Below are 24,025 nucleotides of genomic sequence, written 5' to 3'. Positions count from 1 at the left end.
ATTTTTTAATCAAACTTTCATATTTAAAATATATATTTATTACACAAAGAGAAAAATAGTTACATGTTAGCCTCTAAGACAAGGAAAGGGAGCTTCTATGAGTAAAAAAGAAAATCAAAATGACGGTGTCCAAAGAGGATTAAAAGACCGTCATATTTCAATGATCGCTATAGGCGGTTGTATTGGTACAGGTCTATTCATGACATCTGGTGGTGCTATTCATGATGCTGGTGCGTTAGGTGCTTTAATTGCTTATGCAATTATTGGTACAATGGTATTCTTCCTGATGACATCTCTTGGGGAAATGGCTACTTATTTACCAGTTTCCGGTTCATTTAGTACATATGCTACACGCTTTGTTGATCCATCACTGGGATTTGCATTAGGTTGGAACTATTGGTTTAACTGGGTAATAACTGTTGCTGCTGATGTTACCATTGCTGCACAGGTTATACAGTATTGGTCACCTATGCAAGGTATACCAGCGTGGGTTTGGAGTTGTATCTTTTTAGTAATTATATTTGCCCTAAATTCTTTATCAGTGAGAATTTATGGTGAAAGTGAATATTGGTTCGCTTTAATAAAAGTAATAACTGTAGTTATATTTATTGTCATTGGTTTATTAACAATTGTTGGAATTATGGGTGGTAAATACGTCGGTTTTGATACATTTACCAAAGGTGATGGTCCTATTCTAGGTGGAAATTTAGGTGGTAGCCTATTATCAATTTTAGGAGTATTCCTTGTTGCAGGTTTCTCATTCCAAGGAACAGAATTAATAGGTATCACAGCTGGTGAGTCTGAAAATCCAGAAAGAGCCGTCCCTAAAGCGATTAAGCAAGTGTTTTGGCGTATCTTATTATTTTACATTTTAGCAATATTCATAATAGGTATGTTAATTCCTTATGATAGTAAGTCTCTAATGGGCGGTGGAGATAGCATTTCTACTTCTCCATTTACACTTGTGTTCAAAAATGCTGGTCTTGCTTTTGCAGCATCATTTATGAACGCCGTTATATTAACGTCTGTTTTATCTGCTGGTAACTCAGGAATGTATGCATCAACTCGTATGTTATATTCAATGAGTAAAGACAAATTAGCATTTTCTTCTTTTGGTAAGACTAACAAAAGTGGCGTACCTTATTTATCATTAATTGCTACTGGTGTACTTGTTGTAATTATCTTTGCTTTACAGCATATAAGTGGAGATGCATATGAATATATTGTTGCAGCTAGTGGTATGACAGGGTTTATCGCTTGGGTAGGTATAGCAATAAGTCACTATAGATTCAGACGAGCATTTGATAAACAAGATTATGATAAAAGTAAACTTAAATATAAGGCTAAGCTGTTCCCATTTGGCCCTATATTTGCAGGTATATTATGTATAATTGTTATCATCGGACAAGATGTAGACTTTATAAAAACAGGACATTTTGATCTTAATCGTTTTGTTATTACTTATATGGGAATACCTGTTTTCTTAGCATTCTTCATTTACCATAAGCTACGCTATAAAACGAAAATGATTCCACTTAAAAAAGTTGATTTAAGACAAGATGTTTCGATGGATGAAATTAGACATCACAATAAATAACAAAAAAACAATTGACTTACATGTTTATTATTGATATGATTAGTAACGTTGAATACGAAACGAACCAAGTAGAAGCACCCGCTTCTCACCTGTAGCGACGCAATAGCAGTTGGCAGGTTAATCATGTTACACAATAAATGTGTGGAAGAAGAGCGGGTATTGTTACTCGCTCTTCTTTTTTGCTTGGGACAATTTCGTAAAACTCTAGGAGGTGTCAACCATAGCAAAAGATCAAACTCAAGTTAATGAGAGAATTCGTGCAAAAGAACTACGTTTAATCGGCCAAGATGGTGATCAAATTGGTGTGAAATCGAAACGTGAAGCTTTAGAAATGGCTGAACGAGTTGATTTAGATTTAGTTGTTGTCGCACCAAATGCGAAACCACCTGTTGCGAGAATTATGGACTACGGTAAATATAAATTCGAACAACAGAAAAAAGAAAAAGAAATGAAGAAGAAACAAAAAGTCATTAATGTTAAAGAATTACGTTTAAGTCCAACAATTGAGGAACATGATTTCCAAACTAAGTTGAAAAATGGACGTAAATTCTTATCTAAAGGCGACAAATGTAAAGTTTCTATTCGTTTCAGAGGTCGTGCGATTACGCATAAAGAAATTGGTCAACGTGTATTAGAACAATTTGCAGATGAATGTAAAGATATAGCAACAGTTGAACAAAAGCCTAAAATGGAAGGGCGTCAAATGTTTATCATGTTAGCGCCTATCAATGAAAAATAATCGTTAAATAATAGGAGGAAATGAATCATGCCTAAAATGAAAACTCACCGTGGAGCTGCTAAACGTGTTAAAAGAACTGGTTCTGGTCAATTAAAACGTTCAAGAGCTTTCACATCTCACTTATTCGCAAACAAAAACACTAAACAAAAGCGTCAATTACGTAAAGCTAAATTAGTTTCAAAAAGTGATATGAAACGCGTAAAACAATTATTAGCTTACAAAAAATAATATTTAATACGAAATTACAAGATAGATAATATCTAAGGAGGAATTATTATGCCACGAGTTAAAGGTGGAACAGTAACAAGAGCACGTCGTAAAAAAACGATTAAATTAGCTAAAGGTTACTTCGGTTCAAAACATACATTATATAAAGTAGCTAAACAACAAGTAATGAAATCAGGTCAATATGCTTTCCGTGACCGTCGTCAACGTAAACGTGACTTCCGTAAATTATGGATTACACGTATTAACGCTGCTGCACGTCAACACGACATCAGCTATTCTCGTTTAATGAACGGTTTGAAAAAAGCTGAAATCGATATTAACCGTAAAATGTTATCAGAAATTGCTATTTCAGATGACAAAGCTTTCGGTGAATTAGTTACTAAAGCTAAAGAAGCTTTAAAATAATATTAGATTAAGAGATGACTCAGGTGTCATCTCTTTTTTTATGGCAATTCATAGTTGTGTATCATTATCAATTGCCATTAAGATTTTTGTTATTAAAACTTCATAATAAAGTAAATCGCAAAATAAGTAGATTTTTGCTAAAATGACTGATATAAAAGTATATACCTAAAGGAGATTAATATGTCTAAATTTGATGAACAAATTATCGTTGTTCCACGAAAAGTACTATTTAATGATGAGAAAAATGCTTTTAATGGATTTTTACATAAAAATAATATTAAAGGTAAAGATATCTTTAATGCACTAAATGAATACGAAGTAAAAAGACGTGGAGATATGGAAGAGGATTCCACATTTAAACAGCTTATTTCATATTGTTTATTAGAAAATGAAAAAGGTGAAATCCTTGTATATGAGCGCTTATCTGGCGGAGGAGAAAAAAGGTTGCATGGTCAATCTTCTATAGGAGTAGGTGGTCATATGAACGATGTTATGGGAGCAGACTCTATCAATGAAGTACTAAGAGTTAATGCTCAAAGAGAATTAGAAGAAGAAGTTGGCCTTGCAAAAGAAGATTCTCAAAACATGGAATATCTTGGATTTATTAACGATGATAATAATGAAGTAGGAAAAGTTCACATGGGCATTGTTTTTAAAATAACTGTAAGTACTACTGATGTTGAAGCGAAAGAGACAGATACCCTTAGAATTAAATGGGTAGAAAAGGGTAGTATTGAGTCGTATGATGATTTTGAGACATGGAGTGCTTTAATTCTTCAAGATTTATAAAGATTGGAGTGCATAATCAATGTCAAATGTAATTCCATTTCCACAATCAGAGGAGAAAATAAGAAAGCAAATTAATGAAGCTCAAACGAGTCTTGATCTTGATTTAATGTATGATTTGTTTGAGAAGTATGAAATGCATTTTGAACTTAGTGAAGAATTAGCATTGAAAAAATGTTGGATGCTTCATCAGATGAGCTCTTTTTTAGAATTAAGAGAAGAAGCAATTATATTATTAAAGCGTGGATTAAATTGCTATGACGATTTAATGATTTATTATATAAAAAGTTTAAATGGATTAGGTCAATATTACCAAGCGGTCGAAGTAATTAATCAAATTATCGATGAAGTTAAAAATCATAAAACGAGAATGGAATTATTTCCATTGAAAGAATATGCACAATCTAAACTTGATCAAGATAGAAAAATGATTTCAACTTCTTTATCTCAATTTGATGAGTTCAATAGTAGAGAACAGACAGCACTAATCCTCCAACTTATTGATAACGGTCATTATCAATTTAAAGAAAGTATCGCTCATTTATTAACAACATTAGATTTACCTAATAATATAAAAAGCTTGATGCTAGAATATTTAAGATTTGCGGGTTATCAACGAACAATTGATATTAACAAATATCGTCTTAGTGCACAAGTTATACCATCGAAATTATGTGGACTTGAACATACAATAATGAAGAAACTAGTTATTCCTCAAGTAATTCAAAGGCTTGAAGATGGGGCTTTGAATATTGTAGATGTGGCTCATCATATCATGAATAATCACTCGATTCTTCTATATCCATTAAATATTGAAGATTTGTATGATATAGAAGATTGGATAAATGCATACGATGTTTATTTCAAAGCGTTACTTGGTATAGATATAACTGTTGAAAACTTAAACACACTTGAATTCATAAAATCTTTAGATATTGAAAGCTAAAATTCATTTGTTGCAAATTAGCTAAAAGAATTTTAATATAGTATCTATTGAAAACAAATAAACATGAAAAAGTCAGTATTTTCAATGTTTGTTTACGTTTTGAACCTATGATATAATAGGGAAGTTGAAAAAATAAATTAGTCAATCATGGAGGTATTTATACATGACAGCAACTTGGGAAAAAAAGGAAGGTAACGAAGGCGTATTAACAGTTACAGTTCCAGCAGAAAAAGTAGACAAAGCATTAGATCAAGCATTCAAAAAAGTAGTTAAACAAATTAATGTGCCTGGTTTCCGTAAAGGTAAAGTGCCTCGTCAAATTTTTGAACAACGTTTTGGTGTAGAGGCATTATACCAAGATGCAGTTGATATCTTATTACCTGAAGCTTACGGTGAAGCTATTGATGAAACTGGTATCAACCCAGTAGCGCAACCTGAAGTAAGCGTTACTCAAATTGAAAAAGGTAAAGACTTTATTTTCGATGCTACAGTAACAGTTGAACCTGAAGTTAAATTGGGCGACTATAAAGGTCTTGAAATTGAAAAACAAGATACTGAACTTACAGATGATGAATTGCAAGAATCAATTGATCATAGTTTAGGTCATTTAGCAGAAATGGTTGTTAAAGAAGATGGAGCTGTTGAAAATGGCAATACAGTAAACATCGACTTCACAGGTTCTGTTGACGGTGAAGAATTTGAAGGTGGACAAGCTGAAGGTTACGACCTAGAAGTTGGTTCTGGTTCATTCATTCCAGGATTTGAAGAACAATTAGAAGGTATGAAAACTGGCGAAGAAAAAGATGTAGTCGTTACATTCCCAGAAGAATACCATGCTGAAGAATTAGCTGGTAAGGAAGCTACTTTCAAAACTAAAGTCAATGAAATTAAATATAAAGACGTTCCAGAGCTTAATGATGAAATTGCGAACGAATTAGATTCTAATGCTGAAACAGTAGATGAGTATAAAGAAAACTTACGCAAACGTTTATCTGAACAAAAAGCTACTGAAGCTGAAAATACTGAAAAAGAAGAAGCCATCAACAAAGCAACTGAGAACACTACAATCGACATTCCAGAGGCTATGGTTAACACTGAATTAGATCGTATGATTCAAGAGTTTGGCCAAAGAATTCAACAACAAGGTTTAGATTTACAAACTTATTATCAAATCTCAGGTCAAAATGAAGATCAACTAAGAGAACAAATGAAAGACGATGCAGAGCAACGCGTTAAAACAAACTTAACTTTAACTGCTATTGCTGATGCTGAAAATGTTGAAGTTTCAGACGAAGACATCGATAAAGAATTAGAAAAAATGAGTGAACAATTTAATATTTCAGTTGAAGATATTAAATCAACATTAGGTAATACTGACATTGTTAAAAATGATGTTCGTATCCAAAAAGTTATTGACTTATTAAGAGATAATGCTAAATATGTTGAATCAACAAAAGAAGACTAATTAACAAGTAAAGTTAATTTAACTTGCGCTATTTAATCAATTACTGATTGTTCGTATACTATGTTAATGTCATAAAGTGGGAGAGGGGCGAAATATAATTTGTCAAAATTATTTTCATTGTCCCTCTCCCAACTTACCCTACTTGTAGAATTTCGCTAAAATGAAATTCACTATGTTGGGCCCTGTTGACAAAGATGAATATGTTGGAAGAATCTTGGTATAAGCGCGCTTCCAATTCAGACATCTACTGCCAATATGTTGAGTGAGGCTGAGACAATGAATCATGTCCCAGCCTCATAACTATGTAAGCAGATAAATTGTAAATGTATAAAGTTGCATTGTAGAATACAATCTAGTATAGTCTTTAAAGAATAGGGGTGTATATAAGAATGTTCAAATTCAATGAAGATGAAGAAAATTTAAAATGTTCTTTCTGCGGTAAAGACCAAGATCAAGTTAAAAAATTAGTCGCAGGAAGTGGCGTATATATTTGTAATGAGTGTATTGAATTATGCTCTGAAATCGTTGAAGAAGAATTAGCTCAAAATACGTCTGAAGGATTTACTGAATTACCAACTCCTAAAGAAATAATGGATCATTTAAATGAATATGTTATCGGCCAAGAAAAAGCTAAAAAATCATTAGCAGTAGCTGTATATAATCATTACAAACGAATTCAACAATTAGGACCAAGCGATGATGATGTTGAACTACAGAAAAGTAACATCGCTTTAATAGGTCCAACGGGTAGCGGTAAAACATTATTAGCTCAAACATTAGCTAAAACGCTTAATGTACCTTTTGCTATTGCTGATGCAACAAGTCTTACTGAAGCCGGTTACGTTGGTGATGATGTTGAAAATATACTATTACGTTTAATCCAAGCTGCAGACTTTGATATAGATAAAGCTGAAAAAGGTATCATTTATGTAGATGAGATTGATAAAATTGCTCGTAAATCTGAAAATACTTCAATTACACGTGATGTTTCAGGTGAAGGTGTACAACAAGCATTACTTAAAATTTTAGAAGGTACAACTGCAAGTGTTCCTCCACAAGGTGGCCGTAAACATCCAAATCAAGAATTAATTCAAATTGATACGACAAATATATTATTTATTTTAGGCGGTGCCTTTGATGGTATTGATGAAGTTATCAAACGTCGTCTAGGTGAAAAAGTTATTGGCTTTGCTAGTAATGAAGCAGACAAATACGATGAAGAAGCACTATTAGAACAAATTAGACCTGAAGATTTACAATCATATGGTTTAATTCCGGAATTTATCGGACGTGTTCCTATTGTTGCAAACCTTGAAACATTAGACGTTGCAGCGCTTAAAAATATTTTAACTCAACCTAAAAATGCATTAGTTAAACAATATACTAAAATGCTTGAGTTAGATAATGTTGAGTTAGAATTCACTGAAGAAGCGTTATCTGCTATAAGTGAAAAAGCTATTGAGCGTAAGACTGGTGCTCGTGGTTTACGTTCTATTATTGAAGAAGCACTTATTGATATTATGTATGACGTGCCATCAACTGAAAATGTAAGTAAAGTTGTTATAACTGAAAATACAATTAATGAAGAGATTGAACCTGAATTATATGATTCAGAAGGTAATCTTGTTAATGAAGATAAAACTTCTGCTTAATTTAAAAGCTAAACAGTGTCACACTTCTGTGACACTGTTTTTTTATGTGTTGATTTAAATATATAATCAAATATATCTTATCGACACTAAATCATATATAATGTTAGAGTTAAGTTAAATTTAAGTGATAAAGAGAGGATCTAACATGAATATTAATCCTAATAATATTGAATTAATAATTAGTGCTGTTCAAGAGGCTCAATATCCTGAGACAAATTTGTCAGAAGTTGCTTTAAGCGGTCGTTCAAATGTTGGTAAATCAACATTTATCAATAGTATGATAGGACGAAAAAATATGGCTCGAACATCTCAACAACCTGGTAAAACTCAAACACTTAATTTCTTTAATATCGATGAACAACTTATCTTTGTAGATGTACCAGGGTATGGCTATGCAAAAGTGAGTAAAGCACAAAGAGAAAAATTCGGAAAAATGATAGAAGAGTATTTAACTCAACGAGAAAATCTAAGACTTGTCATACAACTCGTTGATTTAAGACATAATCCGACTGAAGATGATGTGCTTATGTATAATTATCTCAAACATTTTGATATACCTACTCTAGTTATCTGCACTAAAGAAGATAAAATCGCTAAAGGAAAAGTGCAAAAGCATTTAAAAAATATTAAGGATAAACTTGAATTAGAACCTGAGGACAGTATTATTAGTTATTCTTCTATTAAAAATAATAAGCAACAACAAATTTGGGATCTCATCTCAACTTATTTATAATTATTATTGATTAAGATTGCTTAAACGAGTACAAATTTAGATATGAACTATATTTGATGGAAGATAATATTAATGCTTGTAATGATTTTGACAAAAAATTGAAGTTAGATTAGAATATTTCTAATTTATTTGAGCAATCAACTTAAATGTGTATATAAATGTGTTATACTTGGATTATTGTTAGTATATGGAGGGCGTTATAAATGCATTTTATTGCAATTAGCATAAATCATCGAACTGCTGATGTAGCATTAAGAGAGCAAGTTGCTTTTAGAGATGATGCCTTGCGATTAGCCCATGAAGATTTATATGAAACTAAATCTATTTTAGAAAATGTCATTTTATCTACATGTAATCGTACTGAAGTATACGCCGTTGTTGATCAAATCCATACAGGACGCTACTATATTCAACGATTTTTAGCACGTTCATTTGGATTCGATGTAGATGATATTAAAGTAATGTCAGAAGTCAAAGTGGGGGACGACGCAGTAGAACATTTATTGCGTGTGATTTCTGGTCTTGATTCAATAGTACTTGGTGAAACTCAAATTTTAGGTCAAATGCGTGATGCATTCTTCCTTGCCCAAGAAACAGGTACTACTGGAACGATATTTAATCATTTATTTAAACAGGCAATTACTTTTGCTAAACGCGCACATAGTGAAACAGACATTGCAGATAATGCAGTAAGTGTTTCATACGCTGCAGTTGAATTAGCTAAAAAGGTATTCGGTAAATTAAAAAGTAAACATGCTGTCATTATTGGTGCAGGGGAAATGAGTGAATTATCACTCTTAAATCTTTTAGGTTCTGGTATCTCAAACATTACTATTGTCAATCGTACTCTAGCTAAAGCAGAAATTTTAGCTAATAAACATAATGTATCATTTGATTCTTTAGATGCTTTACCTTCATTGTTAGAGCAAACTGATATTGTAATCAGCTCTACAAGTTCTCAAGATTATATCATTACTAATGAAATGATTAATCAAATTTCTGATCGTAGAAAAGTTGATTCATTGGTTATGATTGATATAGCGGTACCTCGTGATATTGAACCAGGTATCGATGCAATCACTAATATTTTTAACTATGACGTTGATGATTTAAAAGGTTTAGTTGACGCTAATTTAAGAGAACGTCAACTTGCAGCTGAAACGATTGCACAACAAATTCCAGCTGAAATTGACTCACACAATGAATGGGTTAATATGTTAGGTGTCGTACCTGTCATTCGAGCATTACGTGATAAAGCTATGGATATACAATCAGAAACGATGGATAGTATTGACCGTAAATTACCTCATCTTTCAGAAAGAGAAAGAAAAGTAATTTCTAAGCATACAAAAAGTATTATTAATCAAATGTTGAAAGATCCAATCAAACAGGCTAAAGAATTAAGTAGTGATAAGAAAAGTACTGAAAAATTAGAGCTATTTCAAAACATTTTTGACATTGAAGCCGAAGATCCTAGAGAAAAGGCTAAGCTAGAAAAAGAGAGTAAAGCACAGGAGATCTCTGCTCGTCGAATTTTTAGTTTTGAATAAGCATATTAATATGGTGATAATATGCAAGAAACCCTGTTTATTCGATTTCATGAAATTATATTAATTATATATATTCTAAGTATAGTGTTCTATTTTATAGATTTTATTAGTAAAAGTTATAAAGTTAGGACTTTAGGCGTTTATTCATTAGGGATTGTTTGGGTATTACAAACAATCTCTTTATCTGTTTTTATCATTCAAACTCAAAAAGTGCCTTTAAATTCGATATTTGATGTCTTTTTCACACTTACGTGGATTATTATTTCACTTTCTTTAATATTGAATTTAATTAAAGTTCTTAATTTCTCCGTTTTCTTCTTGAATTTAGTAGGATTAGCACTTATGGCGATGAACACGTTTCAGCCTGAACACTATCAAACACAGGTACAACAAGTAGCTGTGATTAATGAACTTTTACTTGTTCATATAGGTTTAGCTGTGTTAAGTTACGCCTTCTTTGCAGTAGCATTTGTGAATGCTTTGCTATACATTATTCAATATAGAAACTTAAAAGAGAAAATTTTTGATCAAAATTACTTTAGAATTGGTAGCGTCGCTACTTTAGAGTCGATTATATTTTACTCCACACTAATAGGCTTTATCGTTCTTATTTTGAGTATTATTTTAGGTGCTCAATGGGGCGTTTTTGCCATCGGTAATCGTATTTTTATAGATCCAAAAGTTATCTTTTCTTCAATTATTACTTTATTATATGGTGTTTACATCCTGTTACGTATTAGAAAATGGATTGCACAAAGAAATTTAATTTATTTTAATATCATTCTATTCTGTCTTAGTATGATTAATTTATTCTTTACAACGCACTTTAATTAAAAAGTTGCTTAATTTTTACTATTTCGAGTATTTAATAGATTTTAGTACCTAGGAGGCATTCAACATATGCGTAAACTCGTTGTTGGATCACGTAGAAGTAAACTAGCTTTGACTCAAAGTCAACAATTTATAGATAAATTAAAAAAAATCGATCCTGATTTAGACATCGAAATCAAAGAAATTGTTACAAAAGGGGACCAAATTGTAGATAAACAACTATCCAAAGTTGGAGGTAAAGGTCTATTTGTTAAAGAAATTCAAAATGAATTATTTAATAAAGAAAGCGATATGGCTATTCATTCTCTGAAAGATGTGCCAAGTATTATTCCCGAAGGTCTTACATTAGGATGTATTCCAGATCGTGAAGTTCCATTCGATGCTTATATTTCGAAAAATCACACCCCACTAAGTGAGTTAACAGAGGGTAGTATAGTCGGTACAAGTTCACTTCGTCGAGGTGCACAGATTTTATCTAAATATCCTCATTTGGAAATTAAATGGATCCGCGGTAATATAGATACGCGTTTAAAAAAATTAGAAACAGAAGATTATGATGCAATTATACTCGCTGCAGCAGGTCTAAAACGTATGGGTTGGTCAGACGACATAGTTACAACTTATTTAGATAAAGATGTCCTTCTACCAGCTATTGGACAAGGAGCACTAGGTATAGAATGTAGAAGCGATGATAAAGAACTTTTAGAGTTGCTTAAAAAAGTGCATAATCAAGATGTCGCACAATGTGTTACTGCTGAACGTACCTTCTTGTCGGAGATGGATGGCAGTTGCCAAGTACCCATCGGTGGGTACGCCACTATAGATGGTGATAAGCAAATCGAGTTCACAGGATTAATTATGACACCAGATGGAAAAGAACGTTATGAACATACTGCCAAAGGTTTAGATCCTGTTGAATTAGGTCAAGAAGTTAGTCGCGTATTGAAAGAACAAGGCGCTTATGAAATTATTAGAAAGTTAAATGAGGAAAATAATTAAAAAGATTACCATGTCTTAAAGGTGGAACTCAATGATGAAACCAGTTATAGTTATGACCCAAACAAGTAAAGTTCAAAGTAATTTAGTCAATATTATTCATAAACCATTGATTCAAATACAAGAACTTTCGTTTAATGAGCATTTGCTTAATCATGACTATGACTGGCTTATTTTTTCTTCTAAAAATGCAGTCAAATACTTTTATGAGTATTTAAAAAGCGTTAAAGTTAAGAAGGTAGCAGTTATCGGCGAGAAAACGGCTCAATACTGTGAGGATTTAAATATAAATGTTGATTTTATTCCAAGTGATTTTTCTCAAGAAGGATTTCTTAAAGAGTTTAATTCTATGAATCAGCGAATCTTACTTCCTTCTAGTCAGCTTGCACGACCAAAATTAGCACATCAATTGAATATTAATAATGTTGTGATTAAGATTGATTTATATAAACCTATACCTCACCATCAAAATATTAATGAGGTTAAACAACTTGTAAAAAATAATGAATTAGATGCTATAACTTTCTCAAGCTCATCTGCAGTTCGTTATTATTTTGAAAATGGAGATACTCCAGAGTTTCACCATTACTATGCGATAGGTAAGCAAACAGCTACAGTTCTTAAAAATTATAATCAAAATGTGCAAGTTGCTGATTCACAAACTTCGGAATCAATAATAGCCAAAATTTTAGAAAGTAGGGAGAATAATGAAATTTGATAGACATAGAAGACTACGTTCTTCTCATACAATGCGAGATTTAGTGAGAGAGACACACGTGAGAAAAGAGGATTTAATTTATCCTATTTTCGTAGTCGAACAAGATGACATTAAATCTGAAATTCATTCACTACCTGGTGTATATCAAATTAGTTTAAATCTATTACATGAAGAAATTAAAGATGCTTATGATTTAGGCATTAGAGCAATAATGTTCTTTGGAGTGCCTAATAACAAAGACGATGTAGGTTCAGGTGCATACGATCATAACGGTGTTGTACAAGAAGCAACGCGTATTGCTAAAAAAATGTATGATGACTTGTTAATTGTTGCGGATACTTGTCTATGTGAATATACAGATCACGGCCATTGTGGCGTTATTGATGATCATACTCATGATGTTGACAATGATAAGTCATTACCTTTATTAGTTAAAACTGCTATATCACAAGTAGAAGCAGGCGCAGATATTATCGCTCCAAGTAATATGATGGATGGTTTCGTTGCAGAAATTAGGAAAGGCTTAGATCAAGCTGGGTACGAAAATATTCCAATTATGAGTTATGGTATTAAATATGCGTCTAGTTTCTTCGGTCCGTTCCGTGATGCAGCAGATTCAGCTCCATCTTTCGGTGACAGAAAAACTTATCAAATGGATCCAGCAAATCGTTTAGAAGCATTGAGAGAATTAGAAAGCGATCTTAAAGAAGGTTGCGATATGATGATTGTTAAGCCAGCTTTAAGTTACTTAGATATTGTTAGAGACGTAAAAAATAATACTAATGTTCCTGTTGTTGCATACAATGTCAGTGGTGAATATAGCATGACTAAAGCTGCGGCCCTCAATGGTTGGATTGATGAAGAAAAAATTGTGATGGAACAAATGATTTCTATGAAACGTGCTGGTGCGGATTTAATCATCACTTACTTTGCTAAGGATATTTGTCGCTATTTAGATAAGTAATGAATCACTACTAAGGAGGATTTTATTTATGGGTTATGAAAAATCTATAAAAGCTATGGAAACAGCTGAAAATTTAATGCCTGGAGGTGTTAATAGCCCTGTCAGAGCATTTAAATCGGTAGATACACCTGCTATTTTTATGGATCATGCAGACGGTTCTAAAATATATGATATAGATGGCAATGAATACATTGATTATGTACTAAGTTGGGGACCACTAATTTTAGGACATAAAAATAAACGTGTGATAGAAAAGCTTCATGAAGCAGTTGATAACGGTACAAGCTTTGGTGCTTCAACGTTACAAGAAAATAAACTAGCAGAACTCGTGATTGACAGAGTGCCATCAATAGAAAAAGTAAGAATGGTGTCTTCAGGTACTGAAGCTACACTTGATACTCTACGTTTAGCTAGAGGGTATACAGGTCGTAGTAAAATAATTAAGTTTGAAGGTTGCTATCATGGTCATAGTGATTCTTTATTAATTAAAGCTGGTTCTGGCGTAGCTACATTAGGATTACCGGACTCTCCTGGTGTACCAGAGGGAATTGCTAAAAACACAATAACAGTTCCTTATAATGATTTAGAATCATTAAAATTAGCTTTTGAAAAATATGGTGACGATATCGCTGGTGTAATTGTTGAACCAGTAGCAGGTAATATGGGTGTAGTTCCGCCTTTAGAAGGATTCTTACAAGGTTTACGTGACATTACAAATGAATATGGTTCTTTACTTATTTTTGATGAAGTAATGACTGGTTTCCGCGTAGGATATAATTGTGCTCAAGGTTACTTTGGTGTTACTCCAGACTTAACTTGTTTAGGAAAAGTTATTGGTGGCGGATTACCAGTTGGTGCATTTGGTGGTAAAAAAGAAATTATGGATCAAATAGCTCCAGTAGGAAATATTTATCAAGCTGGAACTCTATCAGGAAATCCTTTAGCAATGACGAGTGGGTATGAAACATTAAGTCAGCTAACTCCTGAGTCTTATGAATATTTTAATGAATTAGGGGACATTCTTGAAAAAGGTCTAAAAGATGTATTCGCTAAACATAATGTACCTATTACTGTAAATAGAGCAGGCTCAATGATAGGATACTTCCTAAATGAGGGCCCTGTTACTAATTTTGATGAAGCAAATAAAAGTGATTTAGAACTATTTAGTAATATGTATAGAGAAATGGCAAAAGAAGGTGTATTCTTACCGCCATCTCAATTCGAGGGTACTTTCCTTTCAATGGCTCATACTAAAGAGGATATTGAAAAAACAATTCAAGCATTTGATAACGCACTAGGCCGTATTGTATGATAAATTGAACTAAATAAAAAAGATAAATGACTGGGGTGATAGCTATTATCCCAGTCTAAGTTTTGTTAATGTTCTTTTATGAAAGTAGTGAGATAAGATGAATAATATACAGAGAAATAACTTTATTGTCTTAGCATTAGCTATAATAATAAGTTTAATATTAAAGATTTCTCACATACTGTTGCCTTTCATGTTTGGACCAATTATTGCAGCGGTTATTTGTGTGAAAGCATTTAAATTGGAGATCAAATGGCCTTTTTGGTTAAGTCAAATTGGTTTAATATTTCTTGGCGTACAAATTGGTTCTACTTTTACGAAAACAGTGATCGGTGATATAAAAAATGATTGGTTAACAATCATCATAGTAACTGTACTTTTATTAGTCTTAGCATTATTAATAGCTTATTTCTTTAAGAAAATAGCTCAAGTTAATTCGGAAACAGCTATTTTAAGTGTAATTCCAGGTGCATTAAGCCAAATGTTAATTATGGCTGAGGAAGATAAGAAAGCTAATATTTTAGTTGTAAGTTTAACTCAAACATCTCGTATAATATTTGTGGTTATATTAGTTCCGTTGATTTCATATTTTTTCCAAGATTCCCATAATACCACTGGGGAACATGTAAGCAAAGCTCCAGCATTGACACAGGCTCTTGATTTTTGGCAAATAATCATAATATTTTTAGCTGTAGCAATAGTTTATTTCTTGATGGCGAAAATTAACTTTCCTACTAAACAATTGTTAGCTCCTATATTTGTCTTAATTGTTTGGAATATGACTACAAATTTAAATTTCACTTTAGATAATTGGTTACTCGCATCTGCGCAAGTGATTTATATGATACGTATAGGCCTTCAAATTGCTCATCTACTTAATGATTTAAAAGGTCGTATCGCAGTAGCAATAGCTTTTCAGAATATAATGTTAATTATTTCGGCTTTTATAATGGTGGTTATCATACATCTTTTCACGCATAATTCAATTAATGAATTATTCTTAGGTGCAGCCCCAGGAGGTATGAGTCAAATAGTTTTAGTAGCTATAGCTACTGGTGCTGATGTAGCAATGATTTCAAGCTATCACATCTTTAGAATTTTCTTCATTCTTTTCTTAGTTGCACCTGTGATTAATTACTTCTTAAAATTTAGAGCGAAATCTCGTTAAATAAATAATAAAACGCATTTCCTAAGTTGATAGGAAATGCGTTTATTTCTATCTAAGAATGGCTCGGTTTAACAGGGCATCCTTCAAGATGTGAATCGTATAATCCTGCAGCCTCAAGAAATGAAAATACAGTGACAGGACCTAAAAATTTAAAACCATATTTTTTTAAATCTTTAGAAAGTTGTGTAGCTCTATCATCTACTGTTTTACGATCTCTGGGTTTTTTATAACCCATATTAATAGGTTGATGATTAACATATGACCAAAGAAAATCACTAAAACTTTTATAATCTTTTTCAATTTGTAAGTAACCTCGTGCTTGGCTAACAATAGCTTCTAACTTTTTTCTATTATGAACTATATTAGGAAATTCCATAAGGCGATCAATATCTTTATCAGACATTTTGGCAACCTTTTTTGGTTCGAAATTATAGAATGCTTCTTCATAGGATTCTTTTTTCTTTAAGATGGTAAGCCATGATAAACCGGCATGTTGGGATTCTAAGGCGATTAACTTAAAAAGTTCTTTACTATCATATAAAGGTTGACCCCAAAAATAATCATGATATTCTAAATATGTTTCATCTTTAGTACCAAAGGCGCACTCATTCATAAATTTTACCTCCAATACATTGACTTATTGATGTATCCATTATACTATAAATAAGTAAATGAATATAATGATAGGGAAGAGTAAATTCTAATCATTTCAAAGAGAGCATATGTTTGGTGTGAATATGTAGATGATTTTAATTGAAGGTAGCCCAAAATGAAACTTTCACTGAACAAATATTCAGTAGGTGAAAGCGTGTGAGAGCGTTAATCTTATACTTAAGTGCTCGAAGAATAAAGTATGTTTAAGTTAAAAGACTTTATTTTTCTTGAATATAGGTGGTACCACGGAACATCCGTCCTATTTTTAGGGTGGATGTTTTTTTATTTTATTAGGAGGTTTTTACATGGAAATGAAACCGAAATACGACCCAAGAGAAGTAGAAGCTGGTCGTTATGAAGAATGGGTAAAAAATGGTTATTTTAAACCATCAGAAGATAAATCGAAAGATACATATACTATTGTTATTCCGCCGCCAAATGTGACGGGAAAATTACATTTAGGACATGCGTGGGACACAACGTTACAAGATATAATTACTCGTATGAAGAGAATGCAAGGATATGATACTTTGTATCTTCCAGGTATGGATCATGCTGGGATAGCTACACAAGCGAAAGTAGAAGCAAAATTAAATGAACAAGGTATTTCAAGACACGAATTAGGTCGAGAAAAATTTCTAGAACAAGCATGGGATTGGAAAGAGGAATACGCTTCATTTATTAGACAACAATGGGCTAAACTAGGCTTAGGATTGGATTATAGTAGAGAGCGTTTCACTCTTGATGAAGGTCTAAGTAAAGCTGTTAGAAAAGTATTTGTTGATTTATATAACAAGGATATAATTTATAGAGGCGAAAGAATTATTAACTGGGATCCTCAAGCTAGAACGGCTTTATCTGACATTGAAGTTATTCATGAAGATGTGCAAGGTGCATTTTATCACTTTAAATATCCTTACGCAGACGGTGAAGGTTATATTGAAATTGCGACTACCCGTCCCGAGACAATGTTAGGTGATACAGCGATTGTTGTTAACCCTAACGATGAACGTTATAAAGATGTTATTGGTAAAAAAGTAATTTTACCAATTGTTGGTAGAGAATTGCCTATCTTAGCTGATGAATATGTTGATATAGAATTTGGTTCAGGTGCAATGAAAGTCACACCTGCGCATGATCCAAACGACTTTGAAATTGGGCAAAGACATGATTTAGAAAATATCATCGTAATGGATGAATACGGTAAAATGAATGAGAGATCTGGTAAATATGAAGGTATGGATCGTTTCGAATGTCGTAAACAACTTGTTCAAGATTTAAAAGATCAAGATTTAGTTATTAAAATCGAAGAGCATACGCATTCTGTAGGTCACTCAGAAAGAACAGGTGCAATCGTCGAACCGTATTTATCAACACAATGGTTTGTTAAAATGAAACCTTTAGCTCAAAGAGCACTAGATAACCAAAAAACAGACGACAGAATTGATTTCTTCCCAGGTCGTTTCGAAAACACATTTAATCGTTGGATGGAAGAAATAAGAGATTGGACTATTTCTCGTCAATTATGGTGGGGACATCAGATTCCTGCTTGGTATCATAAAGAAACTGGTGAAATCTACGTAGGGGAAGAAGCACCAAATGACATTGACAATTGGGAGCAAGATGCAGATGTATTAGATACTTGGTTCTCAAGTGCTTTATGGCCATTTTCTACTTTAGGTTGGCCAGATACTGAATCTGAAGACTTTAAACGTTATTATCCAACGAATGCTTTAGTTACAGGTTATGACATTATTTTCTTCTGGGTAGCAAGAATGATATTCCAAGGATTAGAATTCACAGATAGAAGACCATTTAATGATGTTTTACTACACGGTTTAGTAAGAGCTGAAGATGGACGTAAAATGAGTAAGTCATTAGGTAATGGTGTAGACCCAATGGATGTAATTGATGAATATGGTGCAGATAGCTTGAGATACTTCTTAGCTACTGGTTCATCACCAGGTCATGACTTACGCTATTCGACTGAAAAAGTTGAATCTGTATGGAATTTTATAAACAAAATTTGGAACGCTGCGCGCTTTAGTTTAATGAATATTGGTGAAGAGTTTAAAGTAGAAGATATCAATTTATCTGGAAACTTATCGCTGGCTGATAAATGGATTTTAACTCGCCTAAATGAAACAATTAAAACCGTAACAGATTTAAGTGACAAATATGAGTTTGGTGAAGTAGGGCGTGCGCTTTATAACTTTATTTGGGACGAATTCTGTGATTGGTATATCGAAATGAGTAAGATACCAATGAATGGTGATGATGAAGCTCAAAAACAAACTACACGTTCAGTGTTAAGCTATGTTCTTGATAAAATTATGAAGATGTTACATCCATTTATGCCTTTTGTTACAGAAACAATCTGGCAAAGTTTACCTCATGAAGGTGAAACTATAGTTAACGCAGATTGGCCAACTGTTAACTCTGAATATATGTTTGACGAAAGTAAGCAAACAATGCAGCAACTTGTTGAAATCATTAAATCTGTTCGTCAATCAAGAGTTGAAGTGAATACGCCACTTTCTAAATCAATACCAATTTTAATTCAAACTAAAGATGATAACGTTAAGCAAACATTGAAAGATAATGCGAGTTATTTAAACAAATTCTGTAACCCAAGCGAACTCACTATTGATACAGAAGTTGAAATTCCTGAAAAAGCTATGACATCAGTAGTTGTAGCGGGTAAAGTTGTGTTACCGCTTGAAGGACTTATTGATATGGATAAAGAAATCGCTCGCTTAGAAAAAGAACTAGATAAACTTAAAAGTGAATTAGATAGAGTAGACAAAAAATTATCAAACGAAAACTTTGTAAATAAAGCACCTGAGAAAATAATTAATGAAGAAAAAGAAAAACAACAACATTATCAAGAGAAGTATAATGGTGTTAAATCACGAATCGAACAATTAAAAGCATAGGAGTATGATCATGAATTACCTAGACAGCTTGTATTGGATACATGAAAGATCGAAATTTGGTATTAAACCAGGTGTCAAACGTATGGAATGGATGTTAGAACAATTTAATAATCCTCAAGATAAAATTAGAGGTATACATGTTGGCGGCACCAATGGTAAAGGGTCTACGGTAGCATATCTAAGAACTGCTTTGGTTGAAAATGGTTATGATGTCGGAACCTTTACATCTCCGTTTATAGAAAGTTTTAATGAACGCATTAGTTTAAATGGCACACCAATTACTAATGATGAAATTGTAGATTTAGTTGAGCGTGTTAAGCCAGTTAGTGAAGCTTTAGAAAATGAAACAGAACTTGGTGGAGCAACAGAGTTCGAAATTATTACTACTATGATGTTCCTTTACTTCGGTGAAATCCATCCAGTTGATTTCGTTATCATAGAAGCTGGTTTAGGAATTAAACACGATTCAACAAATGTATTTAAACCAATTTTATCAATTTTAACTAGTATTGGATTGGATCATACTGATATTCTTGGGTCAACTTATCTAGATATAGCAAAAGACAAATCAGCAATAATTAAACCATATACACCAGTTATCTATGCTGTGAAAAACGATGAAGCTCTTAAGTATGTGAGAGACTATGCTTTAGAACAAAACGCTAAACCAATTGAGTTAGATAGAGAAGTAACAATCATTTCACAAGATGATGAGTTTACTTACCGATATAAAGATTATGAACTAGAAACTATCATTTTAAATATGATGGGTGAACATCAGAAAGAAAATGCTTCCTTAGCAATTACGGCGCTTATTGAACTTAATGAAGCGGATATTATTGATTTAGATTTTAATAAGATGATTGATGGTATTGAATCTGTAAATTGGACTGGACGTATTGAACAAGTGAAAGAACAGCCGCTTATGGTTATCGATGGTGCACATAATAATGAAAGTGTAGAAGCTTTAATCGATACTATTAAACATTACTATGGTAGAGATAAAATTGATGTACTCTTCTCAGCAATTAAAGGCAAACCAATTAATTCGATGATTCATAATTTAAGTGAAATTGCCTCGCAGTTTTATTTAGCGGATTTCGATTTTCCTAAAGCTTTAACTAAAGAAGAAATTGCTGATGAAACTAATTTAGATAATGTAGAACTTGTAGAAGATTATGTACAGTTTATTGAAAATTACACTGGTGAAGGTTTAATCATCACGGGTAGTTTGTATTTTATAAGCGAAATAAAAGCAAAAATTAAATTTAACTAAATTAAGAAAGAGTAAAATGAGTAGTTATACTAACTTGTTTTACTCTTTTTTATATGAAAGCCATTAAAATATGGAAATTAAACATAGCCAATAAATAAGTACTCCAATGATAAAATTCCTCTAATTATGCAACTATTTACATTCAAAAGAAATTACTTATAATTATTTTAAAGGAGGATGATACATGGCTTTACTGGCTTATTCATGTAGTGTGATATTTAGTTTTTTATACCAATTTAGTCACAAGGGTACATTAAAATTTAATTATTTCCTTTCAAGATCCGTTTGTGATCATTGTAATCAAAATGTTAAGCCTTATGACTTATTACCGATTATGAGCTACATATTACTCAAAGGGCGCGCTCGCTGTTGTCACAAGAAATTACAAATATATTATTTGATAGGGGAAGTTTTAGCGCTTATACCAATATTTTTGTATTACTTTTCACATGGTAATATCAATTTCTCTCATTTCTTATTAACTTTTCTTTTTTTACTCAGTTTCTCTATATACGATATTAACAATCTATCGATCGACATAAGATTGTCCTTAATCTATGTTATAGTAGCCTCCTTTTGTTCACATTTATATCTTCATACTTTTATAATTACTTTTTTAATTTCGCAATTGCTATATCTAATTCTACGCAAATATATAGGTTACGGAGATATCGTAATTTTTAACATGCTGTCTTTATTCTTACCTTTAAATTTTCTTATTTATTTATGTATGTTTACTTTTATTTTTGGCGGTTTTATATCCATTTTTATAAAACTTTTGATTAATAAAGATTTAAAATATATTCCATTAATTCCTTTTGTCTTCCTCTCTTTCATTTTCACTTCGCTTTTCTATAATGATTTAAATATTGTATTAGGAGGAACATATTATTGAAAATAAATGAAATGGCAATTTCCGAGAAACCTAGAGAGCGTCTTATGAATTACGGTGCAAAAAGCTTATCAAATGTGGAATTGCTGGCAATACTTATTAATACTGGTAGAAAAGGCTTCTCTAGCATAGATATTGCTAATGAACTTATAAAAAGTCATCATTCTATTAGAGATTTAAAAAAATTATCTATCAATGATTTACTAAAAGTAAAAGGAATTGGATTGTATAAAGCAATTATATTGCAAGCAGCTTTTGAGTTAGGAGAAAGGCTAAATGCATCAAGCACGATAGATAAAGTTAAAATTACTCATCCGAGTGACGTGGCTGATTTGATGATGTCTTCTATGAAAGATTTAGATCAGGAACATTTTGTAGTATTATTACTTAATTCAAAAAATATCGTTATAAAACAATCTTGGATCTTTAAAGGAACACTTAATAGTTCGATTATTCATCCACGTGAGGTATTTAATATTGCAATTAGAGAATCCTCTAATGCTATCATTATTGTTCACAACCATCCTTCAGGTGATGTAACACCCTCTAGAGAAGACATTACTACGACTTTACGTTTAAAAGAGTGTGGTGCTATTTTAGGAATTGATGTACTTGATCACATCATCATTGGAGATAATCAATTTACAAGTTTGGTTGAAGCAGGCTATTTTGAGGAGCATTGAAATCAATTAGTTTATATCAGTCACATAGTGTATAATTTTCTTATTAAAAAATAAGGAGATATTTTATATGAGTTTATTTCTAATTTTAGGTATAATCATGCCAGTGATTTACGTAATAAGGCTTAATATCCTAGATAATATAATGACTATTAGACGTGGTTTCATAACGATTATTTTATCGATTATAGGTATAGTTACAGCATCTTTGTTAGGTAGTATAGTAACAAAGCAATTGAATGAATTAATTTTTATAATCATTGGAGCTATAATAACAGGTGTATTGTGGGGATTACTTCTAGTGGGGAGTTATATATTAATAAATTGGTTAACTAAATTAATTAAAAAATAATAAAAAGTTAGCTAAAAAACATTGAAGAGGTTTTGAAAATTTCACTCACAATGTATAGCTAACTCTTAAATTAATTAACATAAGATATCAAGTTTTGATAGTTATCTAATAGCCAAATTACTCCTTGATACGCCAAATAAATACATAGTAAAACAATCCCTGCAGATATTAAGAAACGTAGTATAGATAGACCAACTCTAAAGAGAAGTACGACTAATAATACTATCAAAATAATAGTTAAGATACTTATCAAACGCTGTCCCTCCTCATCACGTATGCATGTTATATTGCTTATTATAATTCATTTAATGAATGTTAGCATCCGTCTACAGATATAATATTTCTACACCTATAGTCTGATGTAAACTAAAAACATTTAACATATACTTAATTAAATATGATAAGGAGGGCGAATATGAGATTTATATTTAGTATAGTTAAGAATATTATTGCTGTGCTAGCTATTATTGCTATTATTTATATAGCATTGAAGTATGCCCCTTTCCTTAGAGATCAAGAATGGAATCCTTTACATGAAAGTACTAATTATATTCAACAAAATATGCATGATACTCCGGCAAATAACAGACTACCTGCTCAGCCAAAAAACGGCAAAAGTTATTCATTAAAAGAAAACGACATCATCAATAATGTCCCTTCTAGTCAAATTAAAAATGTATTTAATATGATTGATAAGAAAGAATTTATGTCAGTATCTGGTATAGGTAGAATGGGCTATAATAATAAATACTTAGCAGGCCAAAGAGGGGACGAATTCATAATATATAAATTTGGTTCAGATTCTATAAGAGTATATAACACAGAGTTTGAAATGCAACAGGATCTAAATAAATTAGGACAACATATAGAGTTAAAACCATCAGAAGCTTTTAAGTAAAAACTGTAAACTATGAATTTGAAATGTATTTTTAAATAAGTTAACCTTTATATATAGATAAATACATTAAAGGTTGGTGTGATTTCTAATGGCTGAACAATCAAAAGAAAAACAAGCTAACGAACAAGCAAAAGCACAAAATCTTTTTGCTCGTTGGAGAAAAGAAGAAACACTATATAGCGAAGACGAAAAGAAAGATAAAAATGATAGCGAAGATGAAACTAAATAAATTTAAAGTCATATTTTATTA

25 protein-coding genes and 2 other annotated features are annotated in these 24,025 nt (G+C 31.9%); of the genes, 23 read left to right on the top strand and 2 right to left on the bottom strand.

The window, feature by feature from the left end; genetic code table 11:
* Positions 1 to 97 precede the first annotated feature (97 nt).
* The 16 genes from HMPREF3154_RS05350 to HMPREF3154_RS05275 all read left to right on the top strand — a co-directional run bounded on the left by HMPREF3154_RS05350 (position 98) and on the right by HMPREF3154_RS05275 (position 16,087).
* Positions 98 to 1,597 carry an amino acid permease gene (locus tag HMPREF3154_RS05350; RefSeq protein WP_023350128.1) on the top strand — a complete coding sequence of 500 codons (1,500 nt, stop codon included), beginning with the start codon at positions 98 to 100 and terminating at the stop codon, positions 1,595 to 1,597.
* Positions 1,598 to 1,657: 60 nt separating this feature from the next.
* Positions 1,658 to 1,781, top strand: a sequence feature (ribosomal protein L20 leader region).
* Positions 1,782 to 1,808: 27 nt separating this feature from the next.
* The gene (gene infC, locus HMPREF3154_RS05345; protein ID WP_002436083.1) at positions 1,809 to 2,336 is read left to right on the top strand and encodes a translation initiation factor IF-3; all 528 of its coding nucleotides are present in this window, start codon (positions 1,809 to 1,811) and stop codon (positions 2,334 to 2,336) included.
* A 27-nt stretch (positions 2,337 to 2,363) separates the two neighbouring features.
* Complete coding sequence (gene rpmI / locus HMPREF3154_RS05340) at positions 2,364 to 2,564, top strand: 50S ribosomal protein L35 (protein WP_001830767.1); 201 nt, start codon at positions 2,364 to 2,366, stop codon at positions 2,562 to 2,564.
* Between the two features lie 48 nt (positions 2,565 to 2,612).
* A complete protein-coding gene (rplT, locus tag HMPREF3154_RS05335; RefSeq protein ID WP_002436058.1) occupies positions 2,613 to 2,969 on the top strand; it encodes a 50S ribosomal protein L20 in 357 nt (118 codons plus the stop codon).
* Positions 2,970 to 3,149: 180 nt separating this feature from the next.
* Positions 3,150 to 3,758, top strand: coding sequence for an NUDIX domain-containing protein (locus HMPREF3154_RS05330; RefSeq protein WP_023350129.1), 609 nt, complete (start codon positions 3,150 to 3,152; stop codon positions 3,756 to 3,758).
* 19 nt (positions 3,759 to 3,777) lie between these two features.
* Positions 3,778 to 4,701, top strand: coding sequence for a hypothetical protein (locus HMPREF3154_RS05325; RefSeq protein WP_070474437.1), 924 nt, complete (start codon positions 3,778 to 3,780; stop codon positions 4,699 to 4,701).
* A 163-nt stretch (positions 4,702 to 4,864) separates the two neighbouring features.
* A complete protein-coding gene (gene tig, locus HMPREF3154_RS05320) occupies positions 4,865 to 6,166 on the top strand; it encodes a trigger factor (protein WP_023350131.1) in 1,302 nt (433 codons plus the stop codon).
* A 389-nt stretch (positions 6,167 to 6,555) separates the two neighbouring features.
* On the top strand, positions 6,556 to 7,818 hold the full coding sequence (gene clpX, locus HMPREF3154_RS05315; RefSeq protein WP_002436051.1) for an ATP-dependent Clp protease ATP-binding subunit ClpX: 1,263 nt from the start codon (positions 6,556 to 6,558) through the stop codon (positions 7,816 to 7,818).
* A gap of 145 nt (positions 7,819 to 7,963) precedes the next feature.
* The gene (gene yihA, locus HMPREF3154_RS05310; RefSeq protein ID WP_002453415.1) at positions 7,964 to 8,551 is read left to right on the top strand and encodes a ribosome biogenesis GTP-binding protein YihA/YsxC; all 588 of its coding nucleotides are present in this window, start codon (positions 7,964 to 7,966) and stop codon (positions 8,549 to 8,551) included.
* A 203-nt stretch (positions 8,552 to 8,754) separates the two neighbouring features.
* The gene (gene hemA, locus HMPREF3154_RS05305; RefSeq protein WP_023350132.1) at positions 8,755 to 10,101 is read left to right on the top strand and encodes a glutamyl-tRNA reductase; all 1,347 of its coding nucleotides are present in this window, start codon (positions 8,755 to 8,757) and stop codon (positions 10,099 to 10,101) included.
* Between the two features lie 21 nt (positions 10,102 to 10,122).
* The gene (locus tag HMPREF3154_RS05300) at positions 10,123 to 10,935 is read left to right on the top strand and encodes a cytochrome C assembly family protein (protein WP_023350133.1); all 813 of its coding nucleotides are present in this window, start codon (positions 10,123 to 10,125) and stop codon (positions 10,933 to 10,935) included.
* A gap of 66 nt (positions 10,936 to 11,001) precedes the next feature.
* Complete coding sequence (hemC, locus tag HMPREF3154_RS05295; protein ID WP_023350134.1) at positions 11,002 to 11,931, top strand: hydroxymethylbilane synthase; 930 nt, start codon at positions 11,002 to 11,004, stop codon at positions 11,929 to 11,931.
* A 34-nt stretch (positions 11,932 to 11,965) separates the two neighbouring features.
* Positions 11,966 to 12,646 carry a uroporphyrinogen-III synthase gene (locus tag HMPREF3154_RS05290; RefSeq protein WP_037560641.1) on the top strand — a complete coding sequence of 227 codons (681 nt, stop codon included), beginning with the start codon at positions 11,966 to 11,968 and terminating at the stop codon, positions 12,644 to 12,646.
* Entirely contained in the window at positions 12,636 to 13,610 is a 975-nt protein-coding gene (gene hemB, locus HMPREF3154_RS05285; RefSeq protein ID WP_023350136.1) for a porphobilinogen synthase, read from the top strand. Before HMPREF3154_RS05290 ends, hemB begins: the two co-directional genes overlap by 11 nt.
* Before the next feature lie 28 nt (positions 13,611 to 13,638).
* Complete coding sequence (gene hemL / locus HMPREF3154_RS05280; protein WP_002435979.1) at positions 13,639 to 14,922, top strand: glutamate-1-semialdehyde 2,1-aminomutase; 1,284 nt, start codon at positions 13,639 to 13,641, stop codon at positions 14,920 to 14,922.
* 97 nt (positions 14,923 to 15,019) lie between these two features.
* A complete protein-coding gene (locus HMPREF3154_RS05275) occupies positions 15,020 to 16,087 on the top strand; it encodes an AbrB family transcriptional regulator (protein ID WP_023350137.1) in 1,068 nt (355 codons plus the stop codon).
* Positions 16,088 to 16,139: 52 nt separating this feature from the next.
* Here the strand turns inward: HMPREF3154_RS05275 and HMPREF3154_RS05270 are convergent, their stop codons facing one another.
* Positions 16,140 to 16,700, bottom strand: a complete 561-nt coding sequence (locus tag HMPREF3154_RS05270; protein ID WP_023350138.1) for a DNA-3-methyladenine glycosylase I — start codon at positions 16,698 to 16,700, stop codon at positions 16,140 to 16,142.
* 58 nt (positions 16,701 to 16,758) lie between these two features.
* Positions 16,759 to 17,006, top strand: a binding site (T-box leader).
* Positions 17,007 to 17,046: 40 nt separating this feature from the next.
* Between HMPREF3154_RS05270 and HMPREF3154_RS05265 the strand changes: the two genes are divergently transcribed.
* The 5 genes from HMPREF3154_RS05265 (at position 17,047) to HMPREF3154_RS05250 (ending at position 22,877) form a co-directional block, all read left to right on the top strand.
* Positions 17,047 to 19,677 carry a valine--tRNA ligase gene (locus tag HMPREF3154_RS05265; RefSeq protein WP_023350139.1) on the top strand — a complete coding sequence of 877 codons (2,631 nt, stop codon included), beginning with the start codon at positions 17,047 to 17,049 and terminating at the stop codon, positions 19,675 to 19,677.
* 10 nt (positions 19,678 to 19,687) lie between these two features.
* On the top strand, positions 19,688 to 20,953 hold the full coding sequence (locus HMPREF3154_RS05260; RefSeq protein WP_030061502.1) for a bifunctional folylpolyglutamate synthase/dihydrofolate synthase: 1,266 nt from the start codon (positions 19,688 to 19,690) through the stop codon (positions 20,951 to 20,953).
* 184 nt (positions 20,954 to 21,137) lie between these two features.
* Positions 21,138 to 21,848 carry a prepilin peptidase gene (locus HMPREF3154_RS11255; protein WP_030061504.1) on the top strand — a complete coding sequence of 237 codons (711 nt, stop codon included), beginning with the start codon at positions 21,138 to 21,140 and terminating at the stop codon, positions 21,846 to 21,848.
* The gene (gene radC, locus HMPREF3154_RS05255; RefSeq protein ID WP_023350142.1) at positions 21,845 to 22,528 is read left to right on the top strand and encodes a RadC family protein; all 684 of its coding nucleotides are present in this window, start codon (positions 21,845 to 21,847) and stop codon (positions 22,526 to 22,528) included. Before HMPREF3154_RS11255 ends, radC begins: the two co-directional genes overlap by 4 nt.
* Positions 22,529 to 22,595: 67 nt before the next feature.
* Positions 22,596 to 22,877, top strand: a complete 282-nt coding sequence (locus tag HMPREF3154_RS05250) for a hypothetical protein (protein WP_023350143.1) — start codon at positions 22,596 to 22,598, stop codon at positions 22,875 to 22,877.
* A 70-nt stretch (positions 22,878 to 22,947) separates the two neighbouring features.
* Here HMPREF3154_RS05250 and HMPREF3154_RS11250 read toward each other — a convergent pair whose 3' ends face one another.
* Positions 22,948 to 23,127 (bottom strand): hypothetical protein, encoded by a 180-nt coding sequence (locus HMPREF3154_RS11250; RefSeq protein WP_037560643.1) that lies wholly within the window; start codon positions 23,125 to 23,127, stop codon positions 22,948 to 22,950.
* A gap of 165 nt (positions 23,128 to 23,292) precedes the next feature.
* Here HMPREF3154_RS11250 and HMPREF3154_RS05245 point away from each other — a divergent pair, with 165 nt between their 5' ends.
* Together HMPREF3154_RS05245 and HMPREF3154_RS11385 are read left to right on the top strand one after the other, a co-directional pair.
* On the top strand, positions 23,293 to 23,775 hold the full coding sequence (locus tag HMPREF3154_RS05245) for a DUF4930 family protein (protein WP_023350145.1): 483 nt from the start codon (positions 23,293 to 23,295) through the stop codon (positions 23,773 to 23,775).
* A gap of 88 nt (positions 23,776 to 23,863) precedes the next feature.
* The gene (locus HMPREF3154_RS11385) at positions 23,864 to 24,004 is read left to right on the top strand and encodes a hypothetical protein (protein ID WP_002436055.1); all 141 of its coding nucleotides are present in this window, start codon (positions 23,864 to 23,866) and stop codon (positions 24,002 to 24,004) included.
* Positions 24,005 to 24,025: the final 21 nt, after the last annotated feature.

The sequence above is a fragment of the Staphylococcus sp. HMSC06C11 genome, from assembly GCF_001808345.1.
Taxonomy (GTDB): Bacteria; Bacillota; Bacilli; order Staphylococcales; family Staphylococcaceae; genus Staphylococcus; species Staphylococcus capitis.
This window is presented reverse-complemented; position numbering and strand designations above follow the sequence as displayed.